The 26,124-nt window shown below is 62.4% G+C and carries 18 protein-coding genes; 16 read left to right on the top strand and 2 right to left on the bottom strand.

Annotated elements, in window-relative coordinates; translation table 11 throughout:
- The first annotated feature begins 229 nt into the window (after window positions 1–229).
- The 10 genes from IY716_RS04180 (at window position 230) to IY716_RS04225 (ending at window position 11,786) form a co-directional block, all read left to right on the top strand.
- Entirely contained in the window at window positions 230–928 is a 699-nt protein-coding gene (locus IY716_RS04180; protein WP_218220331.1) for a hypothetical protein, read from the top strand.
- 263 nt (window positions 929–1,191) lie between these two features.
- The gene (locus IY716_RS04185; RefSeq protein ID WP_218220332.1) at window positions 1,192–2,208 is read left to right on the top strand and encodes a LacI family DNA-binding transcriptional regulator; all 1,017 of its coding nucleotides are present in this window, start codon (window positions 1,192–1,194) and stop codon (window positions 2,206–2,208) included.
- Between the two features lie 109 nt (window positions 2,209–2,317).
- Complete coding sequence (locus IY716_RS04190; RefSeq protein ID WP_369699584.1) at window positions 2,318–3,544, top strand: extracellular solute-binding protein; 1,227 nt, start codon at window positions 2,318–2,320, stop codon at window positions 3,542–3,544.
- Between the two features lie 35 nt (window positions 3,545–3,579).
- Complete coding sequence (locus tag IY716_RS04195) at window positions 3,580–4,560, top strand: carbohydrate ABC transporter permease (protein WP_218220334.1); 981 nt, start codon at window positions 3,580–3,582, stop codon at window positions 4,558–4,560.
- A complete protein-coding gene (locus IY716_RS04200) occupies window positions 4,557–5,375 on the top strand; it encodes a carbohydrate ABC transporter permease (RefSeq protein ID WP_218220335.1) in 819 nt (272 codons plus the stop codon). Before IY716_RS04195 ends, IY716_RS04200 begins: the two co-directional genes overlap by 4 nt.
- A 13-nt stretch (window positions 5,376–5,388) precedes the next feature.
- Window positions 5,389–7,404 (top strand): glycoside hydrolase family 127 protein, encoded by a 2,016-nt coding sequence (locus IY716_RS04205; RefSeq protein ID WP_369699585.1) that lies wholly within the window; start codon window positions 5,389–5,391, stop codon window positions 7,402–7,404.
- Window positions 7,394–8,992, top strand: coding sequence for an FGGY-family carbohydrate kinase (locus tag IY716_RS04210; RefSeq protein ID WP_218220336.1), 1,599 nt, complete (start codon window positions 7,394–7,396; stop codon window positions 8,990–8,992). The genes IY716_RS04205 and IY716_RS04210 overlap by 11 nt, the downstream gene beginning before the upstream one ends.
- Before the next feature lie 66 nt (window positions 8,993–9,058).
- Window positions 9,059–9,844: a ThuA domain-containing protein gene (locus IY716_RS04215; RefSeq protein WP_218220337.1), complete on the top strand. Its 786-nt coding sequence runs from the start codon at window positions 9,059–9,061 to the stop codon at window positions 9,842–9,844.
- A complete protein-coding gene (locus IY716_RS04220; RefSeq protein ID WP_255316423.1) occupies window positions 9,841–10,971 on the top strand; it encodes a Gfo/Idh/MocA family protein in 1,131 nt (376 codons plus the stop codon). The genes IY716_RS04215 and IY716_RS04220 overlap by 4 nt, the downstream gene beginning before the upstream one ends.
- Window positions 10,972–11,225: 254 nt before the next feature.
- The gene (locus tag IY716_RS04225; protein WP_218220338.1) at window positions 11,226–11,786 is read left to right on the top strand and encodes a hypothetical protein; all 561 of its coding nucleotides are present in this window, start codon (window positions 11,226–11,228) and stop codon (window positions 11,784–11,786) included.
- A 203-nt stretch (window positions 11,787–11,989) separates the two neighbouring features.
- On the opposite strand, the gene IY716_RS04230 is transcribed toward IY716_RS04225, so the two are convergent.
- Window positions 11,990–14,113: a DUF262 domain-containing protein gene (locus IY716_RS04230; RefSeq protein ID WP_218220339.1), complete on the bottom strand. Its 2,124-nt coding sequence runs from the start codon at window positions 14,111–14,113 to the stop codon at window positions 11,990–11,992.
- A 139-nt stretch (window positions 14,114–14,252) separates the two neighbouring features.
- Here IY716_RS04230 and IY716_RS04235 point away from each other — a divergent pair, with 139 nt between their 5' ends.
- The gene (locus IY716_RS04235; RefSeq protein ID WP_218220340.1) at window positions 14,253–14,540 is read left to right on the top strand and encodes a hypothetical protein; all 288 of its coding nucleotides are present in this window, start codon (window positions 14,253–14,255) and stop codon (window positions 14,538–14,540) included.
- A gap of 98 nt (window positions 14,541–14,638) precedes the next feature.
- Here IY716_RS04235 and IY716_RS04240 read toward each other — a convergent pair whose 3' ends face one another.
- On the bottom strand, window positions 14,639–15,742 hold the full coding sequence (locus tag IY716_RS04240) for a DUF3644 domain-containing protein (protein ID WP_255316424.1): 1,104 nt from the start codon (window positions 15,740–15,742) through the stop codon (window positions 14,639–14,641).
- A 604-nt stretch (window positions 15,743–16,346) separates the two neighbouring features.
- On the opposite strand from IY716_RS04240, the gene IY716_RS04245 reads away from it, so the two are divergent.
- The 5 genes from IY716_RS04245 (at window position 16,347) to IY716_RS04265 (ending at window position 25,883) form a co-directional block, all read left to right on the top strand.
- The gene (locus IY716_RS04245; RefSeq protein ID WP_218220341.1) at window positions 16,347–18,806 is read left to right on the top strand and encodes an ATP-dependent DNA ligase; all 2,460 of its coding nucleotides are present in this window, start codon (window positions 16,347–16,349) and stop codon (window positions 18,804–18,806) included.
- Window positions 18,807–18,894: 88 nt separating this feature from the next.
- Entirely contained in the window at window positions 18,895–19,371 is a 477-nt protein-coding gene (locus IY716_RS04250) for a pyridoxamine 5'-phosphate oxidase family protein (RefSeq protein ID WP_218220342.1), read from the top strand.
- A gap of 187 nt (window positions 19,372–19,558) precedes the next feature.
- Window positions 19,559–21,529: a class I SAM-dependent DNA methyltransferase gene (locus tag IY716_RS04255; RefSeq protein ID WP_218220343.1), complete on the top strand. Its 1,971-nt coding sequence runs from the start codon at window positions 19,559–19,561 to the stop codon at window positions 21,527–21,529.
- Window positions 21,526–22,755, top strand: coding sequence for a restriction endonuclease subunit S (locus IY716_RS04260; protein ID WP_218220344.1), 1,230 nt, complete (start codon window positions 21,526–21,528; stop codon window positions 22,753–22,755). Before IY716_RS04255 ends, IY716_RS04260 begins: the two co-directional genes overlap by 4 nt.
- The gene (locus IY716_RS04265) at window positions 22,752–25,883 is read left to right on the top strand and encodes a type I restriction endonuclease subunit R (protein WP_218220345.1); all 3,132 of its coding nucleotides are present in this window, start codon (window positions 22,752–22,754) and stop codon (window positions 25,881–25,883) included. The genes IY716_RS04260 and IY716_RS04265 overlap by 4 nt, the downstream gene beginning before the upstream one ends.
- Window positions 25,884–26,124: the final 241 nt, after the last annotated feature.

The following is a 26,124-nucleotide window of genomic DNA, read 5'->3' on the forward strand; positions in this document are numbered from 1 at the left end:
TGCTATTCATGCACGTTGTGGCAGTCTGGGTCTCGCTCACGTACTGGGGCCCTGCGGTTGGGACCCCGGTCGCCGTCGTTGGCCTGTTCGTAGTCATGGTTTTCACGATGATGTGTACACGCAAAAGACAAACCAACGCTGCCGCCGCAGAGTCCTGATGTCGCGTTCATCGGACCCACCCTCCACCAAGGTGGGGCGCGCGGTCAGCCGCGCGCACTAGGGTTGGTCCATGATCAATGAAGACGCACGACTGCCCCAGGACATCCTGCACGCACTGCCCGGCGCGAATGCGGTGATGAAGCACGGCGTCGAGGTGGACGCCGCCCGCTGGCGCGCGGAGCTCTCCAAGCGCGGACTCCCCACACTCACCGGCACCCTCGGCAACATCGACCGCACCTCGCTGACCCGCCGCGACATCTTCGAGGTCGGTGACCGCGACCGCACCCCCGACAACGCCTTCCAGCTCTTCTACTACTCCCTGGCTTGGGGCTTGGGACTCAAGGCCCCGCGGCTGCACCACCGCCTGGACAACTTCGCCTCCCACCGCGAGGAAGCCTCCACGCTGCTCGTCTCCGCGTGGAACGCCGCCCGCAACGGCGAGTCCACCAAGGAAGCCTTCAGCATCCTGACCACCGAGGACGGCGCCGGACGCATTCCGTGGTTCGGCCCCGCGTTCTCCACGAAGTTCCTCTACTTCGCCCAGGGTGCCGCCACTGACCCGAGGCACCTGAGCCTGGACCGCGACGTTGCGGCGAGCCTGGCGCGCGACGCCTGGCCCGACGCGACCACCGATGTCTGGGTCCCCGAGGTCTACGAGCAGTACTGCACGCTGCTCGGTGGATGGGCGGAAGAGGCGTCTGCTGATTCCTCTGTGGACCGCGAGGTTCGCGCCGATGAGATCGAACTCGCGCTGACCCGCCGGGCATAAGCACCTCCTCCGGCGAAGAACTCGGACCGGCTGCACGAACCGAGACCCCGGGGCAGACTGCTCCACAGAACCGCCAGCATGGGCCGGGTTCAGACTCACATGGGTCTGGGCCCGGCCCATGTTGCATCTCGGGGCCTGGAGGGCCGAACGGGCCAGTAACCACTAAGAACCGATTCGACAAACTGGACAGAAACTCCTTTGGAACAAGGGGTTGCTTTCGTGAAACCTCGGATGTACCGTCGAACCAGTTCGAAGGAGTGATGATGGTCACAATCGGTGATGTCGCAAAAGCGGCAGGGGTCTCCCGGAGCACGGCCTCGTATGCCCTCTCCGGCAAGAGGTCCATCTCCGATGCCGTGCGCCTTCGCGTCAACGAGGCCGTCAAAACCCTCCAGTACACCCCTAATGCCGGCGCTCGGTCCCTGGCGACCTCGCAGACGAAAGTCATCGGCCTGCTCGCCCAATTCCTGGACGACGAGTTCGCCCCCGCGATGCTCCAGTACATCTTGGGAGTATCGAACACCGCGAGAGAACTCGGATACGACATCCTGCTGGTCACCGATGCGGACGGCACCTCGGCACTGCGCCGGATCAGCGACTCTCGCATGATTGACGGGATCGTGCTTCTCAATGTGGCAGAGAATGACCCGCGCCTGGAGCACCTCCGCGCGGCACAGCAACCGGGCGCCCTGGTCGGGCTGCCCAAAGACTGTGACGGCCTGGACGTGTTCGATCTGGATTTCGAAGAAGCCGGCCGAACAATGGTTGATCACCTACACCGCCTGGGACACCGCGAAATCATCCTGATCTCACAACCTCAGCACGTGATCGACCGAGGCGGCGCCTACGTCTGGCGCTTGCAGAATGCCGCCCTCGCGGCAGCCGAGGCACGGAACCTCACGCTGCATACAGTGTTCGCGCCCTCATCCCAGCCCGAGGTCGGCGATGCCCTGAATGGGCTCCTCGACGCGCACCCGAATGCCACCGGCCTTTTGATCAACAACGAAGCAGCCGCAGCAGCGCTGCCTTCGGTTCTCCATCAGCGCGGACTCTCCACACCGAAGGACCTCTCGGTGATCGGCAGGTATTCCGACGAGTTCGCCCGCACCTTCTCCCTCCCCTTCTCCTCCATCGAGAGTGCGCCCGACCGATTGGGCAGCATGGCCGTGCGGCAGCTCGTCCGGCGCATCGAAGGCGAGATAGGACCTGCGGAGCCCAATGTTGTCCGTTTTGTCACGCCCGACCTCATCGACCGCGGGAGCACCGCCCCGCCCCGCTGAGATTCACATCTGATGTGCACCCGTATCACTCAAAATCGAACCGGTTCGACACCGGTTCGATGATTCAAGGAGGAACGCAATGAGAAGCACCTTTCACACTGCTACTACCGTGACCGCAGCGTTAGCCGCGATCAGCCTCTTGGCAAGCTGCTCGGGAGGGGACGCAGAAGGCGAAGACGGCAATGGCGCCGCCTCCGGGACGTACACCTGGTGGGACCCTTACCCACAGCACGAGGAGGGTTCGGACTGGGCCAACCGAGTCCAGACCTGCGGCGAGGAGGCCGGAGTCACCATCGAACGCACCGCGTACGACACCACTGCCCTCACCAACCAGACGATCCTCGCGGCACAGGAGGGCAATTCGCCCGACGTCGTTCTGCTCGATAACCCGGCCGTCTCCACCCTCTCCGAAAGCGGCCTGCTCAGCACCGTGGACGAACTCGGGTTGGACACCTCAGCCGTGGACCCCAACCTCGTCGCGGCGGGTGAGCTCGACGGCGAGACCTACGGGATCCCGATCGGGGCCAATACCCTCGCGCTCTACTACAACGAAGACGTCCTGGAGGAAGCAGGAGTCGATCCAGCTTCTGTGACCGACTGGGCAAGCCTCACGAGTGCCCTTGAAGACATCCAGGCATCCGGAAACGAGGGAATGACATTCGCAGGCATCGGCACCGAGGAAGGCTCCTTCCAGTTCCTTCCCTGGTTCTGGGGCTCCGGAGCGGACCTCACGGACCTGGATTCGCCCGAGGCGGTGGAGGCTCTGGAACTCTGGAAGGGCTGGGTCGACGACGGACTGGTCCCGAACACCGTGATCAACAATTCCCAGAACACCACCTGGGAAGAGTTCCTCACCGGCAACTTCGGATTCGTGGAGAACGGCACCTGGCAGGTCAACAGCGCCGCTGACGCGGAGTTCCCCACAGGCGTGATTGAGATCCCTGCTCAGGACGGCGGGGTCGCCCCCGCTCCCACCGGCGGCGAGTTCATCGTCGCTCCGATCCAGGATGACGTCGAGCGCTACGACGTCACTCGCCAGATCGTCGAGTGCATGACGACGCCTGAAGGATTCGTCGAGACCGCCAACACGTTCGCCTACTACATTCCTCCCACAGAAGAAGGCCAGGACGCCCTGTTGGAGGAGAACGAGGATCTCGAGACCTGGGTCTCTGCGGTGCAGGAGGCCAAGGGTCGCACCAGCGACAACCTCGGAACCGACTACCCGGTCATCTCCGAGGAACTCTGGACCGCAGTGCAGAACGCCCTGTCCGGTTCAGCAACTCCTCAGGAGGCACTGGAGGAGGCACAGGCGAACGTCGAGGCTGAACTCGGCTGAAGCCGGGTCGAATCACCGCAATCGGAAGGACCATCATGACGACCCTCGCCGAGACAAAGGCGGGTCGCGGCAGTACGGGTGGAGCGGGCAGCGATGTCCCGCCCGCTCCACCCGAGAAGCTGCGGCGACGCAGGCCCCACGGCACCCGATGGGCTGCCATCGGCTTTGCCGCTCCCCTGCTCGTTTACCTCGTGTTGTTCTACGTCTACCCGCTGTGGCGCAACATCGACCTCAGCATCCACGACTACAACATTCGTGCCTTCGTGCAGGGCGACGCCGACTTCGTCGGTTGGCAGAACTATGTGGAGATCTTCTCTTCGTCGATCTTCGCGCAGGCGCTGGCGAATACAGCGTTCTTCACCATCGTCTCCATCGCCTTCCAGTTCGCCTTGGGGCTTGCCCTCGCGGTCTTCTTCCGCAACTATTTTCCGCTCTCAGCTCCGCTGCGCGCCTTGTTCCTGATGCCATGGCTGCTTCCGTTGATCGTCTCGGCGTCCACCTGGTCGTGGATGCTCAACAGCGAGAACGGCATCGTCAACTCCTTCCTCGAAGCCTTCGGCGTAGGCCAGATCAACTGGCTCACCTCCCCAGAGACAGCGCTGCTCTCGGTGACGCTGGCGAACATCTGGCTGGGCATCCCCTTCTGCCTGGTCATTCTCTACTCAGGCCTGCAGAACATCCCCGAGGATGTCTACGAAGCCGCCTCCCTGGACGGAGCGGGAGCGTGGCGCCAATTCTGGAGCATCACCTTCCCGCTGCTTCGTCCGGTCTCTGCCATCACACTGCTGCTCGGGCTGGTCTACACGCTCAAGGTCGTGGACGTGATCTGGGTGATGACAGCCGGCGGACCAGGAAGTTCCACGACCACATTGGCCATCTGGTCCTACCGTGAAGCGTTCGGCACCGGGCAGCCCGACTTCTCCCCGGCCGCCGCGGTGGGCAACATTCTTATCCTCGTTGCCCTGCTCTTCGGAGTGATCCATCTTCAGCTGCAACGACGACAGGAGGCGCGATGACCACCCGCCGCGCCTGGTGGAAGACGGTCCTGGGACTGGTCTTCACCGGCATCATGCTCTTCCCGGTCTACTGGATGTTCAACGTCTCGCTGACCCAGACCAGCGACCTACGAGCCTCACCCCCTCATTGGTTCCCCTGGGCGCCGACTTTCGAGGGCTATGCGACCGCCCTGGACCAGCAGCTGCCGGCCCTAGGCACCAGTCTGCTCATCGGGCTCAGCACCGTTGTGCTCACAGTCCTCATCGCAGCGCCGGCCGGCTACGCGATCGCACTGCTCAATCTCCGCGGAGGAAAAGTGCTGAGCTTCGGGCTGATCGTGGCGCAGATGATTCCTGCAGTGGTGATGGCCATGGGCTTCTACGCGATCTACGTGAGGCTCGACCTGCTCAATACCGTCGGTGGCCTCATCCTCGCGAACTCCACGGTCGCCGTTCCATTCGGGGTCCTGCTCTACACGGCGTTCATGTCTGGGATGCCGAAAGAACTCCTGCAGGCGGCGCGAGTGGACGGCGCGGGAGCCTGGCGCACTTTCATCTCGGTGGTGATGCCGATCAGTCGGAACTCCACGATTACCGTCGCGCTGTTCGCCTTCCTCTGGGCATGGGCCGACTTCATCTTCGCGTCCACCCTGAACCGCAGCGGCGGCATGATCCCGATCACCTTGAGCATCTACCAATACATCGGCAACAACACGACGCAGTGGAACGCCATCATGGCGACAGCCGTGGTCGCTTCGATTCCCGCCACCGTCCTGCTTGTGCTCGCGCAGCGCTACGTCGCTGCAGGCGTGACAGCCGGTTCGGTCAAAGACTAGTGAAGGAACACCTGTGACCTCCTCCCCTCCCCAGTCCTCCGGGCCCATGACAGACGACCGCCGCGCCGTCACACCCGTCGACCCCGCCCGCGGCACGCGGCGTGGTCTCGGCCTCGACCAGATCTCCCTTGACGCGGGTTTCTGGAAGACCCGCCAGGACGCGAACTCCGCCGGGACGCTGCGGCACTGCATCGATTGGATGGAACGTCTCGGCTGGCTCGCCAACTTCGACCGTGTCGCCGCGGGCACCATGGACGAGAATCGGCCCGGGTGGCAGTTCTCAGACTCCGAGGTGTACAAGCTTCTCGAGGCCCTGGCCTGGGAATACGGACGAACACGTGACCCGGAGATCGACGCCATCTTCGAATCACTGGTGGACCGCGTCGCCGCGGCAGAGGACGACGACGGCTACCTCAACACCTGCTTCGGGCACGCCGGCCGCCCCGAGCGCTACAGCGACCTCTCCATGGGACATGAGCTGTACTGCGCAGGCCACCTGCTGCAAGCTGTCGTCGCCCGATTGCGCACGAAGGGAGAAGATCGCTTCGTGGCTCTGGGACGGCGAGTGGCGGACCACGTGCTGCGCGAGTTCGGGCCGGACGCTCGTGACGGCGTCTGCGGACACCCCGAGATCGAAGTTGCCCTGGCGGAGTTCGCCCGGGCGACGGGCGAGACCAGGTACCGGGATCAGGCCCAGCTCTTCGTGGAGCGCCGAGGGCACGGCACCCTCGCCCCAATCCCGTTGCTCAGCCGCGAGTACTTCCAGGATGAGATCCCTGTCCGCGACACTGCCTCGTGGCACGGACACGCGGTGCGTGCGCTCTACCTCGCCGCCGGAGCGGTGGACATCGCCGTGGACGCAGGCGACGCGGAACTCCTCGGCGCCCTTGAGGAGCAGTGGCACCGGACCGTGGCGCGCCGGACCTACCTGACCGGGGGGATGGGCTCCCGTCACCAGGACGAGGGCTTCGGGGAGGACTGGGAGCTGCCGCCGGACCGCGCCTACTGTGAGACCTGCGCCGGAGTTGCCTCCTTGATGGTGTCCTGGCGGCTCTATTTGGCCACCGGCAGGCCCAAGTATGTCGATCTCATGGAACGGACGCTCTTCAACGTCATCGCCACGTCGCCGAGCCCGGATGGTACGGCCTTCTTCTACGCCAATCCCCTGCAGCAGCGTTCGGAGAGCTCTGACGTGCTCCCCGATGCCGTCAACTCCCGGGCGGAGGGCGGTGTCCGAGCGCCCTGGTTCGACGTCTCCTGCTGCCCGACCAACCTCGCCCGGACTCTGGCCTCCTGGCAGTCCTACTCAGCCGCCGTCGACGAGGCAAACGTCGCCGTGGTGCTGCAGTACGCCGCAGGCGAGTACCGGTTCAAGCTCAGCTCCGGGCTCTTGCGCGTACAAGTGGACACCGAGTACCCCAACGCCTCGGAGATCCACCTCAGGGTCCAAGACGCCCCTCCCGGCGGAGCGCCCTTGAGGCTTCGCGTTCCGTCCTGGGCGATCGATGCCCAGATCAGCGTCAACGGTGGACCGGCGGCGCCGACCGAACCGGGGTGGTGCGACCTCGAACAGTCCGTGTTCCGGGGGGACGAGCTCCGTCTGATGCTGCCGGTGGAGCCTCGACTGACCTGGCCCGATCCACGGATCGATGCGATGCGCGGAACTGTTGCCGTGGAACGCGGCCCGCTCGTCCTCTGCATCGAGTCACAGGATGTTCCCGACGGGATCCCGCTGGATGCCATCACACTGGACACCTCGGCCTCGCTGAAGTCCGAGGGCGACGGCGCCCGTGGTCGCGCCCGGGTGCTCGACGTGGTCGGTCCAGCCGACGGCACCCCGCCCTTCGGCCGCGCACCGACAGGTGAAACGACCTCTGCCGACTTCGACCTGATCTTCGTCCCCTACCACCGGTGGGCCGAACGTGGTCCCTCCACGATGCGCGTCTTCGTGCCCGTGGCTGACCATGTCAGTCTTTCGGGAGAGCAATCCAGCACTGACGACGTAAAAGGACGAACAGATGATCGATGAATCACTCCATCTAGAGCACACCACCCTGGGCATCGAGCTCGGGTCCACCCGGATCAAGGCCTGCCTGGTCGGTGAATCGGGCCAGACCCTCGCCACGGGGTCCAGCTCCTGGGAGAGCCAACTCCTCGACGGGGTCTGGACCTACTCCCTGGACGCTGTGCATCAGGGACTGGCTGCGGCCTACGCTGACCTGGCTGCCACGGTGCGCCGACTCCACAGCATCGAATTGCGCGCCGTCGGAGCGATCGGCATCTCCGCCATGATGCACGGGTACCTGGCCCTGGACTCCGCCGGAGACCTGCTGACTCCATTCAGAACCTGGCGCAACACCACGACGACGGCGGCCGCCGCCCGCCTGACCCAGGAATTCGGGCAGAACATCCCGCTGCGCTGGTCCATCGCCCACCACTATCAGGCCATCCTCGACGCCGAACCACATGTGCCCAGGGTGCACACACTGACCACATTGGCCGGGTACGTCCATCATCTGCTCACTGGGAACCATGTCCTCGGAGTCGGGGACGCCTCGGGGATGTTCCCGATCGACCCAGCCACCGGAGACTATGACGCCGAGCTGCTCGAGCGGTTCCGCAGTCTGACGGCTGCAGAGGAGATCGGGCGGGACCTGGAACAGCTTCTGCCACCGGTCGCCTCTGCCGGTGACCAGGCAGGCTTCCTCACCCCAGAAGGAGCCGAGATCCTGGATCCCACCGGGACCCTGGAACCAGGGATCATGTTCTGCCCACCGGAGGGCGATGCCGGCACCGGCATGGTCGCCACCAATGCGGTGCGGGCGCGGACCGGCAACGTCAGTGTGGGCACCAGCATCTTCGCCATGCTCGTGCTCGAGGACTCGCTGCGCAGCACACGCAGTGAGATCGACATCGTCGCGACGCCGGACGCGAAGCTGGTCGCCATGGTCCACTGCAACAACGGCGCCAGTGAACTGGGCGCCTGGGCCGGACTCTTCGGTGAGTTCCTCACGAACCTGGGTCATGTTGCTGAACCGGATGAGGTCTTCCAGGCGATGCTCCGCGGCGCCCTGGAGGCTGAGGCGGACCAGAACGGGATGCTGGCCTACAGCCTGTTGGCGGCTGAACCCATCATCGGGGTGGACCGGGGCAGGCCCATGATGGTGCGCACCCCGGAGACTCCCTTGACCCTGGCCGGATTCGCTCGATCCCAACTGCTGGGGGTGTTCGCCGCGCTCAGTGTCGGGATGGGCGTGCTGGCCGAGGAGGGCGTCACGGTGGACCGGTTCTTCGCCCACGGTGGATTGCTGCGCACCGGCGGAGTGGCTCAGAAGGCCCTGGCGGCCGCTCTGGGGACGCCCGTGGCGGTCACGAAGGACTCCGCTGAGGGCGGCGCGTGGGGCATCGCGGTGCTGGCCGGCTATGCCCATGCGGTGACCGCCGGAAGCGCCTCAGGCCGCGCCATGCCGGACTGGCTGGATGAGGAGGTGTTCGCTGACTCCGCTGTGGAGACCGTGACACCGTCAGACGCCGAGGTCTCTGACTACGCCCAGTTCCTCGAACGGTGGGTCGCCGGGCTGGCGGCGGAACGCGCAGCGGGAGAAGCCCTCGACTGAACGCCAGTTGAAAGCTCGCCCGGACCCGAAGCCCACGAACCATGTCCCCTGATGAAGGATTCTTCAATGACACAGACTCACAGCTCGCGCCCACTCAGTGTTCTGGTGTGGGGGGAGAACAGACACGAACAGCTGGAGCAGAAGGTAGCCGACCTGTACCCCCACGGCATGCACACCACGATCCGCGAAGCGATCGAGGAGCACCTGGGCCAGACAGTCTCCGTAGAGACCGCGACGCTGGATGACCCGGAGCATGGGCTGACCGAGGAGGTCCTCGCCGGAACCGATGTTCTGGTGTGGTGGGGTCACGCGGCGCATGAGGAGGTCAAGGACGAGGTCGTCGATCGCGTGCACAGGCATGTCCTCGCCGGCATGGGACTCGTCGTGCTGCACTCAGGTCACTGGTCGAAGATCTTCGTCAAGCTCATGGGCACCAGCTGCACTCTGCGCTGGCGTGCGGAACAGGACCGCGAGGTCGTGTGGACAGTGAACCCCACACACCCCATCGCGCAGGGGGTGCCGCACCCGTTCATCATTCCCCAGCAGGAGATGTATGGAGAGTACTTCGACATTCCCGTCCCCGAGGAGCTGGTGTTCATCAGCACTTTCAGCGGAGGTGAAGCCTTCCGCAGCGGATGCACCTTCCGGCGCGGGTTCGGAAAGATCTTCTTCTTCAGCCCCGGTGACCAGGACTATCCGGTCTACCACCACAAGGACGTCCGTCGCGTGGTCGCGAACGGTGTCGCCTGGGCGCAGACCCTGCGACCCGAACGGACAGACCCGCAGCTGCTGCGCTACGAGACCAATGACTTCTACAACGGCCACGATTACCAGGGGGCGATGGAGAATTGAGCACCATTCCAGAGCCCAGCAGCCATCCGCCCGTCAGGATCGTGCAGGTCGGCGCAGGGGGCATGGGCAGGCAATGGATCTCCGCCATCGGTCAGTCCTCCGAGGCCGAACTGGTGGGGCTCGTCGACCTGGATGTCGCCGTCGCCGCCGATGCGCTCACCGCGGCAGGGCTGGGCGGCGTGCAGGTCGGCCGGAGTGTGGAAGAGGTCCTGCAGGTCACGCATGCCGATGCCGTGGTGAACGTGACCATCCCGGAGGCTCATCACGCGATCAACGTCGAGGCGCTCTTCCGTGGTCTGCCGGTGCTCTGTGAGAAGCCCATTGCACCGACCCTGAGTCAGGCGCTCTCCCTGGCGGCCGCCGCAGAGGCCAGCGGGCAGCTGCTGATGACCAGTCAGTCCCGGCGCTACTTCAACAACCTGTCCGCGCTCAAGACCGGGATGACGGCCCTGGGCGAGGTGGGGCTGGTCTCCACCGAGTTCTTCAAGGCGCCCCATTTCGGCGGGTTCCGCGAAGAGATGCGCCACGTGCTGCTGGTCGACATGGCCATCCACGCCTTCGACGTCGCACGGTTCCTGCTCGAGGAGGATCCAGTGTCGGTGTACTGCGAGGAGTTCAACCCGGCGTGGAGCTGGTACTCCCACGGGGCCGCCGCCAACGCTCTGTTCGAGTTCGACGGAGGAGCCCGTTACTCCTATTCGGGCAGTTGGTGCAGCGACGGGCACGAGACCTCCTGGAATGGGAGGTGGCGCATCAACGGTGAATTCGGGACAGCGTTGTGGGACGGAGAGAACAAGCCCTCGTTCGACCTCACCGAGGAGTCGAGCACGTCCGCCACCGAGGCGGAGGCTGCCGAGATGCCGGAAGAGATCCATGGTTCACTGGCCGAGTTCCTCGATGCCCTCAAGACCGGGTCTGTGCCTTCGGGCGAGGTGCACAGCAACATCCTCACGCTCGCGATGGTCGAAGCCGCGGTCCGCTCCGCAGACACCGGTCGACGGGTCCTGCTCAACGACATGATCGAAGAAGCATACGAGTCAGCGGTGAAGCAGGAGTCCGTGCCAGCGGTGGCTGAGGCCATGACGGCATGGACCCACCCCAGGGCTGTTTTGGGGCAAGGCCGTTAGCTGTTCCGTATTCCTGAGGACTCCTCGTCTGCCAGCGCGTGACCTCGTGACTCAGGCCAGTCTGCGGCCCAACCGGAACTGCAGGTGTCCCGCCGCGCACCTCGGCAGGAATGAAGTGTCGTGGATCGAGAACGAAGCGATCATCACGACGGATAAAACGTAGCATCGGGTTGCTGTACCAGCTGACAATCCGACCGCATGCGGGGCGTACCGAAAACGATTGCTCGTCTACGTTCTCCCCTATGATCTGAACTATGTCGTCTAAGCATGGAACATACTTCGTCGCCGATGGATCCAAAGCTGAGTTCACCGACGCTCTGACAACCTGGGTCCCCATCGCGCACGAGGTCCTCATCAACGTAGCCGGAAAATTCAACAGGACGACCACCTATTTAGAACTCACCGAGGTCGTTCAAGAACGCTCAGGAATTCGGACCAGGATGTTGATTGGGAACTGGAGCGGAAAACTTCTGGAGCAGGTGGCCCAGCGTGCAGCTGATGCTGGTGAACCCCCGCTGACCGCGCTATGCGTTCATCAGAACGGCACCATTGGAGACGGGTACTCCAGAGCACCTAAATCTGTCCCGAACGATCCCAATATAGACGTGGAAGATCTTGCCGCTCAACACCGCCTTCTCTGTTACCGGCGGTACGCGGTCGATCTTCCGGCGGACGGGGGCGTCCCAACCCTCACTCCCCAGGTTGCCAAAGTGCGGTCTCAGTCCCGGAAAGCGCCGGCGGCACAGCGTGGCGTATGCCAGAAGCACTTCATGGAGAAAGCCGCGACGGGTCTGTGTGACCAGTGTGAAGACTGAGTTACCTGTTCCGCTTGCGGCGTCTCGGCCGGTCGCTCTTGAAGCCCGCCTCTGAGCTCATGTCGAGAGAGTCAGGCGTCATCTGGTACGCCACCTCGACGGTTCATGGCCATGCCGAAATGACAATTGAGCTGATCCGGCCTCCACATGGGGCCGCGCTTCGTGCTGGGTCAAGGCATAGCTCTCCGCGCCCCCAGTCGATATCAGTCTGTACGGTACGACCCAATGTCTGCAGGACCAGCATTCTGAAACTCGGCGCGGACGTCGCGAAGTCGCCGTCCGTCACCCACCGCCCAGAAGTACCAGCCGTTCGTCGCCTTATTCCGCAATGCGTGACCAGCCGCCGACGGCGACATGTACCGTTTTCCGTCCAGCTCGATTGCACCTTCGTTCGTCAGTTTCGCTTCTTTGCCCTTGAAGTCCCTGTGGGTCGCAGACAACGTGTCGCCGCCCCTTAAAAGCCCAGCCTCAATCAGGTGCTTCAGCTCCACCCAGTCGCCAGCCTTCGTCTGCGGATCCACGACCTTCCCGAGATGACCATCGGGTACGGGCCATATATCGAGGATGGTATCGATGAGCTCCGCAGCGCGATGATCAATCAGTGACTCGTCCCAGTCGTGTTCCTCCGTCTCGCTTACAACCCGACCGGTGAGCGTGATGGTGTTGTGCTGCAGAAGAGCGGCGCGCTTAGTAGGCCAGGGACCATTGGAGATTTTGGAGTTCAGTGACTTTGTCAGCAGGGTCAAGTTGCCCAGTCGGTGCACCCTCGCCTGGCGTGCCTCTTCGGCATCAGGGGTCTCCACCGGCCAGGTGTCCTTCCAGCTCCGCGGCAAGATGTGCTCGATCGGGTATCCCTTGCGCTCAACCTGCGGCTGACCAGTCTCGGCGCGGTACTTGTCCTCGATAGCCTCGAGGAACATGCGCAGCCTCCCACGCGGAAAACGTGAGTACACAGCCTCTGTGCTCAGGGACAGTCGGACCTCCTCATCCCCGGGCCAATAGGTGCTCGTGACATTCAGACGAGCTAAATGACCGATGACTCGCTCAGGCAGTTCATTAGTGGACACGCCTACGCTGGACGCGATGATGTCCGCGACGATGCGTCCCAAATCGCTGCCCGACAAGCGCAGCATTTGGCGGCGGTATATCCAGCTTTCCGCAGCCTGAACCATCCTCGCGATGCTCTCCTGTGGCAGATCCCTTCCCGGTTCGTACATCCAGATCAACAACGGCTTCAAAACCTCAATGCCACTGGCTCGCATTCGATAAAAAGCCATCGCTGCAGAATCCAACGATCCACCGGGTTGTGCCGCGGCATTGGTCCACGCCTCATACTGCTGGGCTTGGTGTTTGATCGTCGGCAGCAAGTGGGCCATGGTCTGGCCCGACTCAAGTTCCACCCATGACTTGAACCGGTTGAATGTGGCCTGTGGGCTGACTTCCTCCCCGGTTCTTGCGACCAACCACTGGTTGAGAAAAAGGGAACTGCGGCTGACCAGATTTCGGCCGACGCTGACCTCCCGCGTCCAGAACTTCGTCTCGAAGGGCCAATCCTCGCGGTATGCCTTCTTCGTATCGGCACCCTCGGCGTCAAGGCGCTGGAACACGAAGTTCCGCACCAGATCGGCCGCAGTCAAGGGCGTCCCACGCGCGTTGAGGGTCTCGAAGATCTCTTGCGAGTTCTCAGCCGCCTCCAGCTCGATCGAGACGAGCTGGAGACCGTCAAGCAGGACGTTGGTCAATTCCTTGGCCTTGTCCTCGTAGTCATCCGCGTCCTGCGTGCCGAGCCACTGTTCGACGACAGTAGAGAAGTACTGGTGTGCGGCAACGATTTGCGAGTCCGAGTGTGTGAGGTCCTCGTAATCGATAGGTGTTTCTGCCGTCAGGAGTTCGTCGAAGGGTTCTCGATCTTTGTTGAGGTGACGGAGCTTGAGCGGACTATCTCCGTCGTCTACATACTTCTCAGAATTGTGCGTCAGGTCCTCGAGCTGACCAGCAAGCTTGAAGAGATCAGCGTGCGCAAGCAAAGAGCGGGTCGCATCAGAGAGGACTTGCACAGTAGTCAGCCGCTGCTGTCCGTCTATTACGTTCCATGTGGTCAGGCGTCTGCTCTGAGCCTCCTGTGACTGAATCACGACGGCCCCGAGAAAGTGTGTGGCGTTCAGGTGCGGCTCAGCGATCCGGAGCTCCGCGACGCGACGTATGTCCTTCCACAGCGGCTCCCACTGCTCGACTTCTTTCCAAACGTAGGCGCGCTGGAACAAAGGGATAACGAAATTCTGCGGCAGATTGAATAGCTGAAGTGGCGTCCGTTTGAAAGTCTCCATGAATTTAAACCTACCGGAACGCCATACATGATTTCATCATCTGCGATCCGCCGTGCTCACTTTGAATCGGCCACCCCTTGACCAGGGAACTCGGCGGCGTGGCCATAGGAACCAGACGTCTCACAAAGACAAATCTCATGTGCGCATTATCGCTGACTATGCCGGACCACTGACACACACCTACACGCGTCAAGACCTCGAGACGGTGGGGACTGCCGACCGGAGCGGCAGCCCGCTGCTGCGACAGCGCATGGACTTTCTACTTTTGTTCTCCAGCAGGCACCGCGTTGTCATCGAAGTTGACGGGAAGCAGCACTATGCGAGCGGTGACAAAGCAAGTCCGGCCCTCTACAGCGAGATGGTCGCCGAGGACCGGCGACTCAGGCTAGCCGGCTACGAGGTCTACCGCTTCGGAGGGGCCGAGTAGATGAAGGACGATGCAAGCAAAATACTCGCAGGGTTCTTCGACCAGCTCGCAAAGTACATGCGGTCAGCGGGACGTTGGTTTACGTCACTTGCCACTCGTCATCCTTGCGATGTAAGTCGGTCTGACTGTCCGGGGTCGCTCGTTCTATTCCGCGGTTCCATGCCTGTGATCTCTATGAAGCCTGCACGTGTGCTGCACTTCTTGACGAGGTAGCTCACGTACGCCTGCGTGTATCGGTAGGACTTGGTCGGTTCGTCGTACTCGCAAAAGTCCGGGTTGGTTCGGTCTGGGCTCGGATCGCCGCTCGGCGGCCGAATTTTCTTCCGCTTCCACGAGGCCGTGAAGTGGTTGAGATTGAAGACGAAGGGGATACCGGCTTCGACCTCGGCGGCCGCGGGCTTCGGCATGAGCCGGCCGAGTCCCGAGACTGGCTGCTTCCTGTCGCGCACGATTACTTGGCCACGCCGTCCGAGCTCCTCAGCGAAGGCGCGCTCTCCGTCGGTCATGTCTTCGTAGCGAGTGAACTGCATGGCAATCGCGTCTGGGTCCTTCGGCGCGAGTTCAACCATCGCACGCAAACGAAACTCGTATCTCGAATCGTTGATCACGGTGTCGGCCAGACCTGACTCGTAGTCAGTGACGAATCCGCGGAGGTCGGTCGGAAGAGTTTTTCGGAACCGACGAAGTGCTTGCTCGCCTTCCGATGTGAATGTGCCGACGAAGATCGGCAACCTTAGCCTCAACGCTAAAGACTGGTTCTCGCCGAACTGGTCAGTCAGCTCGGACTCGTAGTTTACGAGGAGAGCATGGGCATGACCGGCGAGGTTGAGCATCAGGGCATTGTCGGCGTGCGCGTGTCGGTGCTCGAGCCGGTTTCTGAGCTTGATGAACAGCGAGAGGTTCGCCCGGACAGGATCGGAGTCGATGGGCCAGCGTTCCTTCATCGATCGTTCGAGTTCCCACCGTTTGGGCTCTCCGTCGATTCGCAATAACCGCTTCTTGTAGTGGGGATCCCAATAACGGAAGTCAACGTCGTCGCGAACGAACTCAGCGTGGAGTAGGTACAACCAGGCGAGATGCATGTGGATGACGAACCCCTCGAAAGCCCGCGCCTCTGCGGAGTCGTTGTACAGGCGCACGGCGAGACATGCTTCCTCAATGCTCGCGTCGAGCGTGGGTTGCCATCGTGGATGTCGCGCCATCTTGCGAGGCTATCCGACCCTTTCTGCTAACGGCCGCGCATCAGGCCGCCTCGAGTGCGGCAAATTCTGAAATTCGGAAACTGCCAGGTGTCTCATCGCGCAGCGCTTCTGTTTGGGACAGCTCGAGATCCAGGGCGGGCTAGGAGGAACCAAGCCAAGCGATGCGGCCCTCGAGTATCTCTCCTAGGTGAGTAAGAGCATGCTGGTGGGTGACCACGCTGACAACAGAAGGGCCCTCGCAGAGGGTTCGCCATAAACGACGGTCGCAGGTGGCCCGCGAGGTTGCCGCAGAGAAGGGCCATGCCCAGGACGGCAGCCCGCGCTCGACGCCGGATGGGGCACTCAGGAGCTCCCAAGCCACGTGGCCCTGAACCTGTACACCAACTATTTCAACCACATGGTGGAGACCGAGCTGGACCTCCCGGCTGCACCCTCCCTGTAACGGTCCCGGCAGCACGCTGCCGCGCAGCATCGACCTGCCCGCGGAATGAGGGTGACTGATCGCGGGCGTCCCATAAGGGCGCCCGCCAGCAACGCGCCGAAACGTCTGGCCTCACCACACCACACCCAGCCAACGCCCAGCCTCCCCCACCAGGGTTGACCCATGGCCAGCAAGCAGCAGACCGTCACCGTCGGCGGCCATAAGCTGCGCCTGTCCAACCTGGACAAGGTCCTCTTCCCCGCCTCGGGCACCACCAAGGGTGAGGTCATCCACTACCTGCAGACCATCGCAGACGCGATGATCCCGCACATCCGGAACCGTCCGGCCACGCGTAAACGCTGGCCGGACGGTGTGGGCACCAAGGACAAACCCAACGAGCCGTTCTTCCGCAAGAACCTCGAAGATTCAGCGCCGAAGTGGGTCCCGCGCCAGGAGCTGGAGCATTCGGACCACAGCAACACCTACCCGCTGGCGAACAACACGGCGGTGCTTGCCTGGTTCGGTCAGGTGGGCGCGCTGGAGGTCCACGTCCCCCAGTGGCGCTTCGACAGCGCAGGCTCACCGCAAAACCCCGACCGGCTTGTCCTGGACCTGGACCCCGGCCCTGGAGCGGGCCTGGCCGACTGCGCGCAGGTGGCCCGCTGGTGCCGCGAGATCCTCGATGAGATGAACCTGCCCTCAGTCCCGGTCACCTCCGGGTCCAAGGGCATCCACCTCTACGCCGCGCTGAACGGCAGCTACACCTCGGAGCAGGTCTCCCAGGTGGCCCATGAGCTCGCCAAGGCGCTGGAGGCCGATCACCCGGACGCGGTGGTCAGTGACATGAAGAAGTCCCTGCGCCAGGGCAAGGTGCTCATCGACTGGTCCCAGAACAACCGGAACAAGACCACCATCGCCCCCTACTCGCTGCGCGGCCGCCCCGGATCCGCCGAGGCCCCGCATGTGGCAGCCCCGCGCACCTGGGACGAGCTCGAGGCTCCGGACCTCGGTCAGCTGGACATGCACCAGGTCATGGAACGCCTGGAAGCCGGCACGGATCCGCTCGCAGACTTCACCGCCGACGACGACGCCGCGGACGCCCTGCCCTCCACCGAGGACGCGCTGACCACCTACCGGTCCATGCGCGACGCCGCCAAGACCCCCGAGCCAGTCCCCACCGGCTCCCCCGCCGATCGCACCGACGCCCCGATCTTCGTGATCCAGGAGCATCACGCCTCCGCGCTGCACTATGACACCCGGCTTGAGCGCAACGGTGTCCTCGTCTCCTGGGCCGTGCCCAAGGGCCCCCCGCTGGACCCCAGTGAGCAGCATCTGGCGGTGATGACCGAGGACCATCCCATCGAATACGCCGAATTTGAGGGCACCATCCCCAAGGCCGAGTACGGCGGCGGCGAGGTCACCATCTGGGACACCGGCACCGTGGAGATCGAGAAGTGGGAGGACCGCAAGGTCCGCTTCATCCTGCACGGCCGGCCCGACGGCGGCCTGGGCGGGGTGCCGCGACGCTACGCCCTGGTCAACACCAGCAAGGGCGACGACGACGGAAAGAACTGGCTCATCCGGCTCACCAAGGATCAGCCCAAAGCTGAGAAGTCCTCGAAGACCTCGTCTCCACCGGTGAAGAAGGCCACGAAGAGCTCCAAGGAGAACGCCACGGCCGAAGAAGACTCCGATTTCCCCGACCCGTTGCCCTCCCCCATGCTCGCCTCCCCCGGCAAGCCCACCGACATCCGCGGCAAGGGGTGGGTGCTGGAGGGCAAGTGGGACGGCTACCGCGCCATCGCCGCGGTGCACTCCGACGGCCGCGTGGAGATTCGCAGCCGCAACGGCAAGGACTTCACCCAGACCTTTCCCGAACTGGCCGAGATCGCAGACCTAATCCCCGCCGGCACCGTGGTCGACGGCGAGATCGTTGCCCTGAACTCCGGCAGCCGCCCGGACTTCGGTCTCCTGCAGCGCCGCGGCAAGCTGACCAAGACGCGTGAGATTGAGCAGACCGCGAAGAAGATCCCGGTGCATCTGATGCTCTTCGACGTACTGCATACCGCCGAGCACGGTGACCTCACCGGCGAACCCTACTCTCGGCGCCGGGAGATCCTGGAGGAGCTGGCCAGCAGCGGCAAGCACGTGCAGACCCCCGGGGACATGGGCGACTCGCTGGAGGAAGCGATGGACGGCAGTCTGGAGCTCAAGCTCGAGGGGCTCGTGGCCAAGCGCACCGACAGCCCGTACCGTTCCGGCGGCCGGTCCGAGGACTGGGTGAAGATCAAGCATGAGAACCACGCGGATGTGGTGATCGTCGGCTGGCGACAGGGCAAGGGCGGCCGGGCCAAGACCTTCGGCTCTCTGCTGCTGGGGATGACCGACGACGACGGCGACCTCCACTACGCGGGCCGGGTCGGCACTGGCTTCAGCGATGTCGAACTGACCGATCTCCGTAACCAGCTGGAGAAGCTGGTCCGCAAGACCGCCCCCGTGGACGACGTCCCCGCTGAGGACTCGTCGGACGCCACCTGGGTGACGCCGAGGCTGACCGCCGAGGTGCGTCATTCCGGGGTGACCAGGGACAACCGGCTGCGCCATCCCACGTGGCGGGGCGTCCGGCTCGACAGCGGGCCTTGAAATCGGCTCAGCGCGGACGCGCTGTACAGGGAAACCACGATCCGTAGACTGCCTAACAAGAAGCTCATAGCCCACACAGGAGAACAACATGACTGATATGACTGCGAACGAGCTCGTCAAGAAGCTGAACAACATTGGCACCTGCATGTTCACCACCGTGGACCAGAACCACCGGATCGTCTCCCGCCCTATGGGTGTCACCCAGATCGACGACCAGCACAAGTTCTGGTTCTTTACCCCGCTGAACTCGGACAAGATCGAGGACATCATCGGTGAGGGCGAGGTCAACCTCGGCTTCGTGGATGACCACATGTGGGTCTCCATCGCGGGCAGCGCTCAGGTGATCGCCGATCTCGAGCGCAAGAAGGAGCTGTGGGACCTGGGTCCGAAGGCCTACTTCGAGGGCGGTCCGGAAGATCCCAACGCTGTGCTCATCGAGGTCACCCCGGAGACCGCTCAGTACTGGGAAGGCCCGGGTAAGGCAGCGGCACTCGTGAAGATGGCGAAGGCCTCGTTCTCCTCTGAGACCCCAAATATGGGCGACCAGGGGCGCGTCGAGCTGTAAACAGCTCAAACTTGGGATAGGGGCGGGTCACATCGGTGGCTCGCCCCCTTTCTTGCGCCCGTGCATGAATCTACTGGCCCCCCGCCCAGGGCTTTCTCGAGCGACGGATGGACCAAGTTTCTGCCCCGTTTTCGACTACGGTGAGTGGAAGGCAAGCATTCCGAGCAAGCAGTAGGGGAAAATCTCCGTGTTTAATCACGCGCAATTCATTTGGTCTGTCGCCGATACCCTCCGCGGAGCCCACAAACAGCACCAGTACGGCGACGTCATTCTTCCCTTCACCGTGCTCGCCCGACTCGACGCTGTGCTCGCTCCAACCAAGGACGCGGTTCTCGCCGCGGTGAAGGACCTCGAACCCGACCAGGAGCCTTCCCGCGGGATGCTCCGGTCCAGGGCAGGTCACCACTACAGCTTCTACAACCGGTCCCAGCACACCCTGAAGACGCTGCGGGGCGATGCTGACAACATCGAAGAGAACCTCCGCGGTTACATCAACGGCTTTTCCGAGAACGTCCGGGACATTTTCGAGCAGTACAAGTTTGAAGACACCATCATCGACCTCGCCCGTCACTACCTCCTGCTGCAGGTGCTTCAGCACTTTGCCAAGACCGATCTGCACCCTGACCGGGTGAGTAATGACCAGATGGGGCACATCTTCGAAGAACTGATCCGGAAGTTCGCGGAAGCTTCCAACGAGACGGCAGGAGAGCACTTCACCCCCCGTGAGGTCATCGACCTGATGGTCACGCTGTTGTTGAACACCGAAGAAGACCTCAAAGCCCCAGGCATCGTGCGCGACGTCTATGACCCCACAGCCGGCACCGGCGGCATGCTCTCGGTCGCTGACGACAAGATCAAAGCCATCAACCCCGACGCGTCCGTCAACCTGCTGGGCCAGGAACTGAACCCAGCCTCCTACGCCATCTGCAAAGCAGACATGGTGGTGAAAGGTCAGAGCATCGACAACATCGTCCTGGGCGACACCCTGACCAACCCAGCGTTCCGAGACCGCACCTTCCACTACGGGCTCTCCAACCCACCCTTCGGCGTGGACTGGAAAACGAGGCGCACCCAGGTCGAGACCGAACACAAGATCCAAGGCTACGACGGACGATTCGGACCCGGGCTCCCCCGCGTCTCCGACGGCTCGCTGTTATTCCTGATGCACCTGATCAGCAAGCTCCGCGAACCTAAAGCCGACCCTGCAAGTAGCGGTGGACGTGGCGCGATCGTTCTGAACGGTTCACCCCTATTCACTGGCGGTGCCGGGTCCGGGGAGTCGAACATCCGAAAATGGGTGCTGGACAACGACTACCTCGAAGCCATCGTCGGACTGCCGACCGACATGTTCTACAACACCGGCATCTCCACCTACATCTGGGTGCTCAACAAGGAGAAGCCCACGCACCGCAAGCGCAAGGTGCAACTGATCGACGCCACCGAGATGTTCACCAAGATGCGCAAGTCGGTCGGATCGAAACGCAAGATGCTCGGCGCCGAGGACATCAAGACCATTGCTCAGCTCTACGCCAACTTCGCAGAGACCAAGCGTTCCAAGATCTTTGCCAACGAAGACTTCTACTACCGCACCATCACTGTCGAGCGCCCGCTGCGTCTGAACTACGCCTTTTCCGCTGAACGTGTTGAGCGGGCGTTGGCGGCTAACCCGATCACTAAGCTACCTGAAGCCACACAAGCCCGCCTTCGCCACGACCTGGAGCGTGCGAGCATTGAGACTGGCGATCAGGTGAGCACTCAGCGCGCCGTATTTCAGCGGGACCTAAAACAACGCCTCGATAAAGCCGGGATCGCACTTAAGCCTGCCGAACTAAAGGCGCTGCTCGGTGAGCTCGGCGACCACGACGACGACGGGGAACTCGTGACGAAACGCGATGGCACCCCCGAATCGGACTCGGCTCTGCGGGACACCGAGAATGTGCCCTGGGATCAGGGAATCCATGACTATCTGGAGCGTGAGGTGAAGCCCTTCGTGCCGGACGCTTGGATCGACGAAACCAAGACCAAAGAAGGCACCGAGATCCCCTTCGCTCGACACTTCTACAGGTACGTGCCCCCGCGTCCTTTAAACGAGATCGACCGCGATCTCGAAGAAGTGCTCGGCCGTATCCGCACCCGCCTCGAGCAGGTCAAGGCATGAGCAAGACCGTTGACGCGGCAGTTGCTCAAGAAGTTCCGCGCTGGCCCATGGCGCAACTTGGACACATTGCGCACGTCAGTACGGGGTCTGCCGATGTACAAGATGCAAACGAGGGTGCGTATCCGTTTTTCGTGCGCTCCGCCGATATCCGCTCACTCACGCATTTCACCCATGACACCGAAGCGGTACTCACTGCTGGCGACGGGAATGTGGGAGAGATCTTTCACCACTACAAGGGAAAATTTGCGGCCCACCAACGTGTCTACGTTCTTGAACCTGGCAAAAACCTGGCGGGAAGATACCTCTACTACGCGATGAGAAGCCTGTTCAAGTCCTCGCTTAAGGGCAACACTGCGAAGTCGACAGTCGACTCCCTTCGACGACCGATGCTCACTAGTTTCAGGCTCCCGCTGCCCCCGAAGAATGAGCAAACCGCGATTGCCGACTATCTCGACCATGAGACCGCCGAAATCGATGTGTTCATTTCAGATCAGATGGCACTCATTGAGTTGCTCAATGAGCGACGTCTCTCCGCCATCGATTCACGCTTGATGGCGTCCGGTAGTACGAGGACTCCCCTGAAACATCTGGGCCGACTTCGATCCGGCATCACCCTTGGGGCCAAGTACGACCAGGAGACGGAGGTCTACCCTTATTTACGAGTTGCCAACGTGCAGACTGACCATATCGACCTCGATGACATAGCCACTGCCGAGGTTCCGAAAAATGTAGCTGAGAGCAATCGACTTCTCGCCGGTGATGTCCTAATGACGGAAGGAGGAGACCGGGACAAACTGGGTCGCGGCGCCCTTTGGAAAGGTGAGATCGAAGGCATGCTGCACCAGAATCACGTGTTCGCATTCACTCCCAACGCACGTCTCTCGGCGGCGTATCTCGTCTACGTCCTTGAGTCGAGCACTGCCCGTTACTACTTCGATGTCACAGCCAAGCAGTCCACAAACCTCGCGTCTACTAACTCCACCTTGGTCAAAGGCTTTCAAGTTCCTCACTGGGACATCGGTACTCAGCACGCGATTGTGGAGTCTCTGGACGCTGAGTGCACTGCGCTTCACGAAGCGATCAGTGACGCAAAGAAGGCGATCGCGTTGTCCCAAGAACGTCGCGCAGCTCTAATTGCCTCGGCGGTGACCGGACAGATTGACGTTACCCAGCGACACAGACCTGTCGCCGAGCAGCTGGAAGATGAGGTTCTAGAGACCGTATGAGTTCTACGCATCAGGAAAAGGGCTTCCAGCAGCTAATCGCGGACCACTTAGAGTCACAGGGGTGGCTGCGGTCTGACAACTCGGTTGACTTTGACGTCGAACGTGCGCTGTTCCCGGAGGATCTCCTGGGGTGGTTGGAGGACTCTGACCCGGAGAACTTCGCTCGCATCGTTCCACCGTCCGCCGACGAGGCTGCCCAGGAGCGCGGACGCCGCCGGATTCTGGACCGCGTTGCCAAACAGCTCAGCACTGATGAGTCGCAGGGTGGCGGCACACTAAAGACCCTGCGCGGGAAGCTGCGACTCCCCGGGGCCCGTGATTTCACGTTGATGCAATTCCCGCCGGCCGATGACCGAAACCCCGCCCTTGTTGAGAAGTATCGACTGAATCGGCTGCGCGTGGTCCGAGAGGTCCGGTACTCGTCCAGGAGCGGCGCGAGCCTGGACTTCGTGCTGTTCGTCAACGGGATACCCGTCGCGACGATCGAGCTGAAGACTGAGATGACCCAAGCTCTGGAAGCGGCGAAGCAGCAGTACAAGAAGGACCGACGCCCCAAGGGTGAGCCGCTGCTGACGGTCGGGCGCGGCCCGCTGGTGCACTTCGCGGTGTCCGAAACCGAAGTGGCAATGACCACCCACCTCGAAGGCAACGCAACCACGTTCCTGCCGTTCAACCGCGGGCACAACAACGGCGAGGGTAACCCCTCCATCCCGGGCAAGGCCCCGACCGCGTACTTCTGGGAAGAGATCCTCGCCCCGGATACGTGGCTGAACATCTTGACCAAGTTCATCTACATCAACCATGAACGCCGCACAGACCCCATCACCGGGGAAGTCACAGAGAAGTCCCAGGTCCGGTTCCCCCGCTACCACCAGTGGCGCGCCGTCACAGCCCTCACCGAAGCCGCCCGAGAGGAAGGACCGGGGCATAAGTACCTGATCCAGCACTCCGCCGGCTCAGGCAAGACCGACTCCATCGCCTGGACGGCCCACCGGCTGGCTTCACTCCACACCGAGCACGGTGAGAAGGTCTTCGACAACGTCCTGGTGATCTCTGACCGACAGGTGCTGGACAAGCAGCTCCAAGATGCGGTGAACCAACTCACCACCACCACGGGCACGTTCCAAGCGATCACCAGCGGATCAGAAGGCTCCAAGACCGACCAGGTCCTGGAAGCCTTGGCGGCGGATACTCCGATCATTGGTCTGACGCTGCAAACGTTCCCCTATGCGCTGAAGCGGGTCCAGGACGAGGGTGGCAAGATCGCCGGGCGTCGATTCGCCGTCATCGCGGATGAGGCCCATTCCTCTCAGACCGGTGACGCTGCCAGTTCCTTGAAAGAGCTTCTCTACACTCACGCCGACGATGCTGAGGCGGGGGGTCCTGAGGATGTGGGGGTGGATCAGGATGTGCTGAATCGTATGGCCGCGCAGGTCGACGCGGATGGGCGGATCAGTTTCTTCGCCTTCACCGCGACGCCCAAAGAGAAGACCCTCAAGATGTTTGGGCGCCGTGACCACATCGGCGAGCTGAGACCCTTCGACTTGTATCCGATGAAGCAGGCCATTGAAGAGGGCTTCATCCTGGATGTGCTGCAGAATTACACAAGCTACGAGGTTGCCGCCCGTATCGCCCAAAGAGCCGGAGGCGAACGACCTCCCCGGGGGCACGAGGGTGAGGAGATCGATCTGCGGCGAGGCGCGAAAGCTCTGATAGCCCATGTGGAGTTGCACCCGACCAACGTGGCGTCGAAGGTCCGCGAGATCGTCGAGCACTACCAGCGCGTCGTCCGCCCCGAACTCGGGGGCAGGGCCAAAGCGATGGTGGTCACCGGGTCCCGTGCGGCCGCGGTGCAGTACCACCGGGCCTTCGAACGCGAGGTCGAACGCCGGCAGTTAGACCTCCAGTCATTGGTGGCGTTTTCTGGGGATGTCCCGGACCCGGACGTGGAAGTGCTCAATGAGGCAGACCGGCCCACCGTGACGGAGGCTTCCGCGAACCCCGCATTGCGTGGTCGTGACCTGGCCAGCGTGTTCGACCAGGAAGGTCAGCATGTGCTGATCGTGGCGAATAAGTACCAGACTGGGTTCGACCAGCCCCTGCTGGTGGCCATGTATGTGGATAAGAAGCTCTCCGGCATCTCCGCGGTGCAGACATTGTCTCGGTTGAATCGTCGTGCGTCGGGGAAGAACAACACGTTTGTGTTGGACTTCGTGAACGAACCCGATCAGATCTTGGCGGCGTTCCGGGAGTACTACGAAGACGCCCAGGTCGAGACGGAATCCGATCCTGAGCTGATTGGTGATCTGCGGACCAAGCTGGAGAACGAGAACATCTTCACCCAGTCCGAGGTCGACCTATTCTGGCGGGAATGGCGCTCCAAATCTGACCGGCACAATGCTGTCTACGCCTCTCTGCAGCCAGCGAAGGAGCGATTTGCTCACCGGTGGGATCAGGCCATCCGCGAAGAAGACACCCCCACCATTGAGCGTCTGGTCGAGTTCCGGGCGACGCTGACTCAGTACCCGAAGGCGTATTCGTTCTTCTCCCAGATCTTGGACTACGGGGACCCGACTTACGAGAAGCTCTCCCCCTTCAGTGGACTCCTCGCCCGGTTGCTCAAGGACTTCACCGAGGAGGAGACCAACCCCGCAGCGGTCGATATCTCGGATGTGGTGCTCACCCACTACAAGCTCGAGAAGATCCGCGAGGAGACCCTGGACCTCACGACCGGTGAGCCGAAGGGACTGCAGGGGCTCACGGAGGCGGGGATGAACCGAGCGTCCGAGAAGGAACGCGCGGCGATGGACGCGGTCATCGAGAAGGTCAACCAATACCTCGGGGACCTCGAAGCCACGGATGAGTACAAGGTCGGGTCACTGCGGTTGCTGGCGAATCAGATCGCAGGAGATTCCACGTTGCAGCAGCAGTACCGCAACAACTCCACCCAGGACTTCCTCTACTCCCCCACCCTCGTGGACGTCTCCGAAGACGCGCTGTGGAGCCACGAGACTCAGACGGACGAGATCATCAAGCGCCTCCGAGACCTCCCAGACGCTGAACGTGTGCGTCTGCTGGTCGATGTCGGGTTGCTCGATGCCCTCGCGGACGCCACTCGAATTGGGTAAGGGGGCGCAACTGTAGAACGGTTACAATGGCGTACTGGCTTCACCATGAACTCTAAAATTTGAATACTGCTTGAATAGCTTGTCAAGTCGTTAGAGACACACTCTTTTCCGAAAATTTGGAGAAAATGTACGTGAAAACTTAGACTTTCGAACCTCTCGGATTCGAAAGAATGCAAAAGAAACCACTTACCGAGTCCTTGTTAAACACCAACGAACGTCGACCCTCAACCAGACGAACCGC

It is taken from the genome of Nesterenkonia sp. Act20, from assembly GCF_019173455.1.
Classification (GTDB): Bacteria; Actinomycetota; Actinomycetes; order Actinomycetales; family Micrococcaceae; genus Nesterenkonia.

Coding starts and splice junctions, on each gene's coding strand:
- IY716_RS04265 (WP_218220345.1), top strand. CDS start 22,752: ATGAGTTCTACGCATCAGGAAAAGGGCTTCCAGCAGCTAATCGCGGAC.
- IY716_RS04250 (WP_218220342.1), top strand. CDS start 18,895: ATGACTGATATGACTGCGAACGAGCTCGTCAAGAAGCTGAACAACATT.
- IY716_RS04185 (WP_218220332.1), top strand. CDS start 1,192: ATGGTCACAATCGGTGATGTCGCAAAAGCGGCAGGGGTCTCCCGGAGC.
- IY716_RS04245 (WP_218220341.1), top strand. CDS start 16,347: ATGGCCAGCAAGCAGCAGACCGTCACCGTCGGCGGCCATAAGCTGCGC.
- IY716_RS04240 (WP_255316424.1), bottom strand. CDS start 15,742: ATGGCGCGACATCCACGATGGCAACCCACGCTCGACGCGAGCATTGAG.
- IY716_RS04195 (WP_218220334.1), top strand. CDS start 3,580: ATGACGACCCTCGCCGAGACAAAGGCGGGTCGCGGCAGTACGGGTGGA.
- IY716_RS04215 (WP_218220337.1), top strand. CDS start 9,059: ATGACACAGACTCACAGCTCGCGCCCACTCAGTGTTCTGGTGTGGGGG.
- IY716_RS04230 (WP_218220339.1), bottom strand. CDS start 14,113: ATGGAGACTTTCAAACGGACGCCACTTCAGCTATTCAATCTGCCGCAG.
- IY716_RS04180 (WP_218220331.1), top strand. CDS start 230: ATGATCAATGAAGACGCACGACTGCCCCAGGACATCCTGCACGCACTG.
- IY716_RS04260 (WP_218220344.1), top strand. CDS start 21,526: ATGAGCAAGACCGTTGACGCGGCAGTTGCTCAAGAAGTTCCGCGCTGG.
- IY716_RS04225 (WP_218220338.1), top strand. CDS start 11,226: ATGTCGTCTAAGCATGGAACATACTTCGTCGCCGATGGATCCAAAGCT.
- IY716_RS04200 (WP_218220335.1), top strand. CDS start 4,557: ATGACCACCCGCCGCGCCTGGTGGAAGACGGTCCTGGGACTGGTCTTC.
- IY716_RS04210 (WP_218220336.1), top strand. CDS start 7,394: ATGATCGATGAATCACTCCATCTAGAGCACACCACCCTGGGCATCGAG.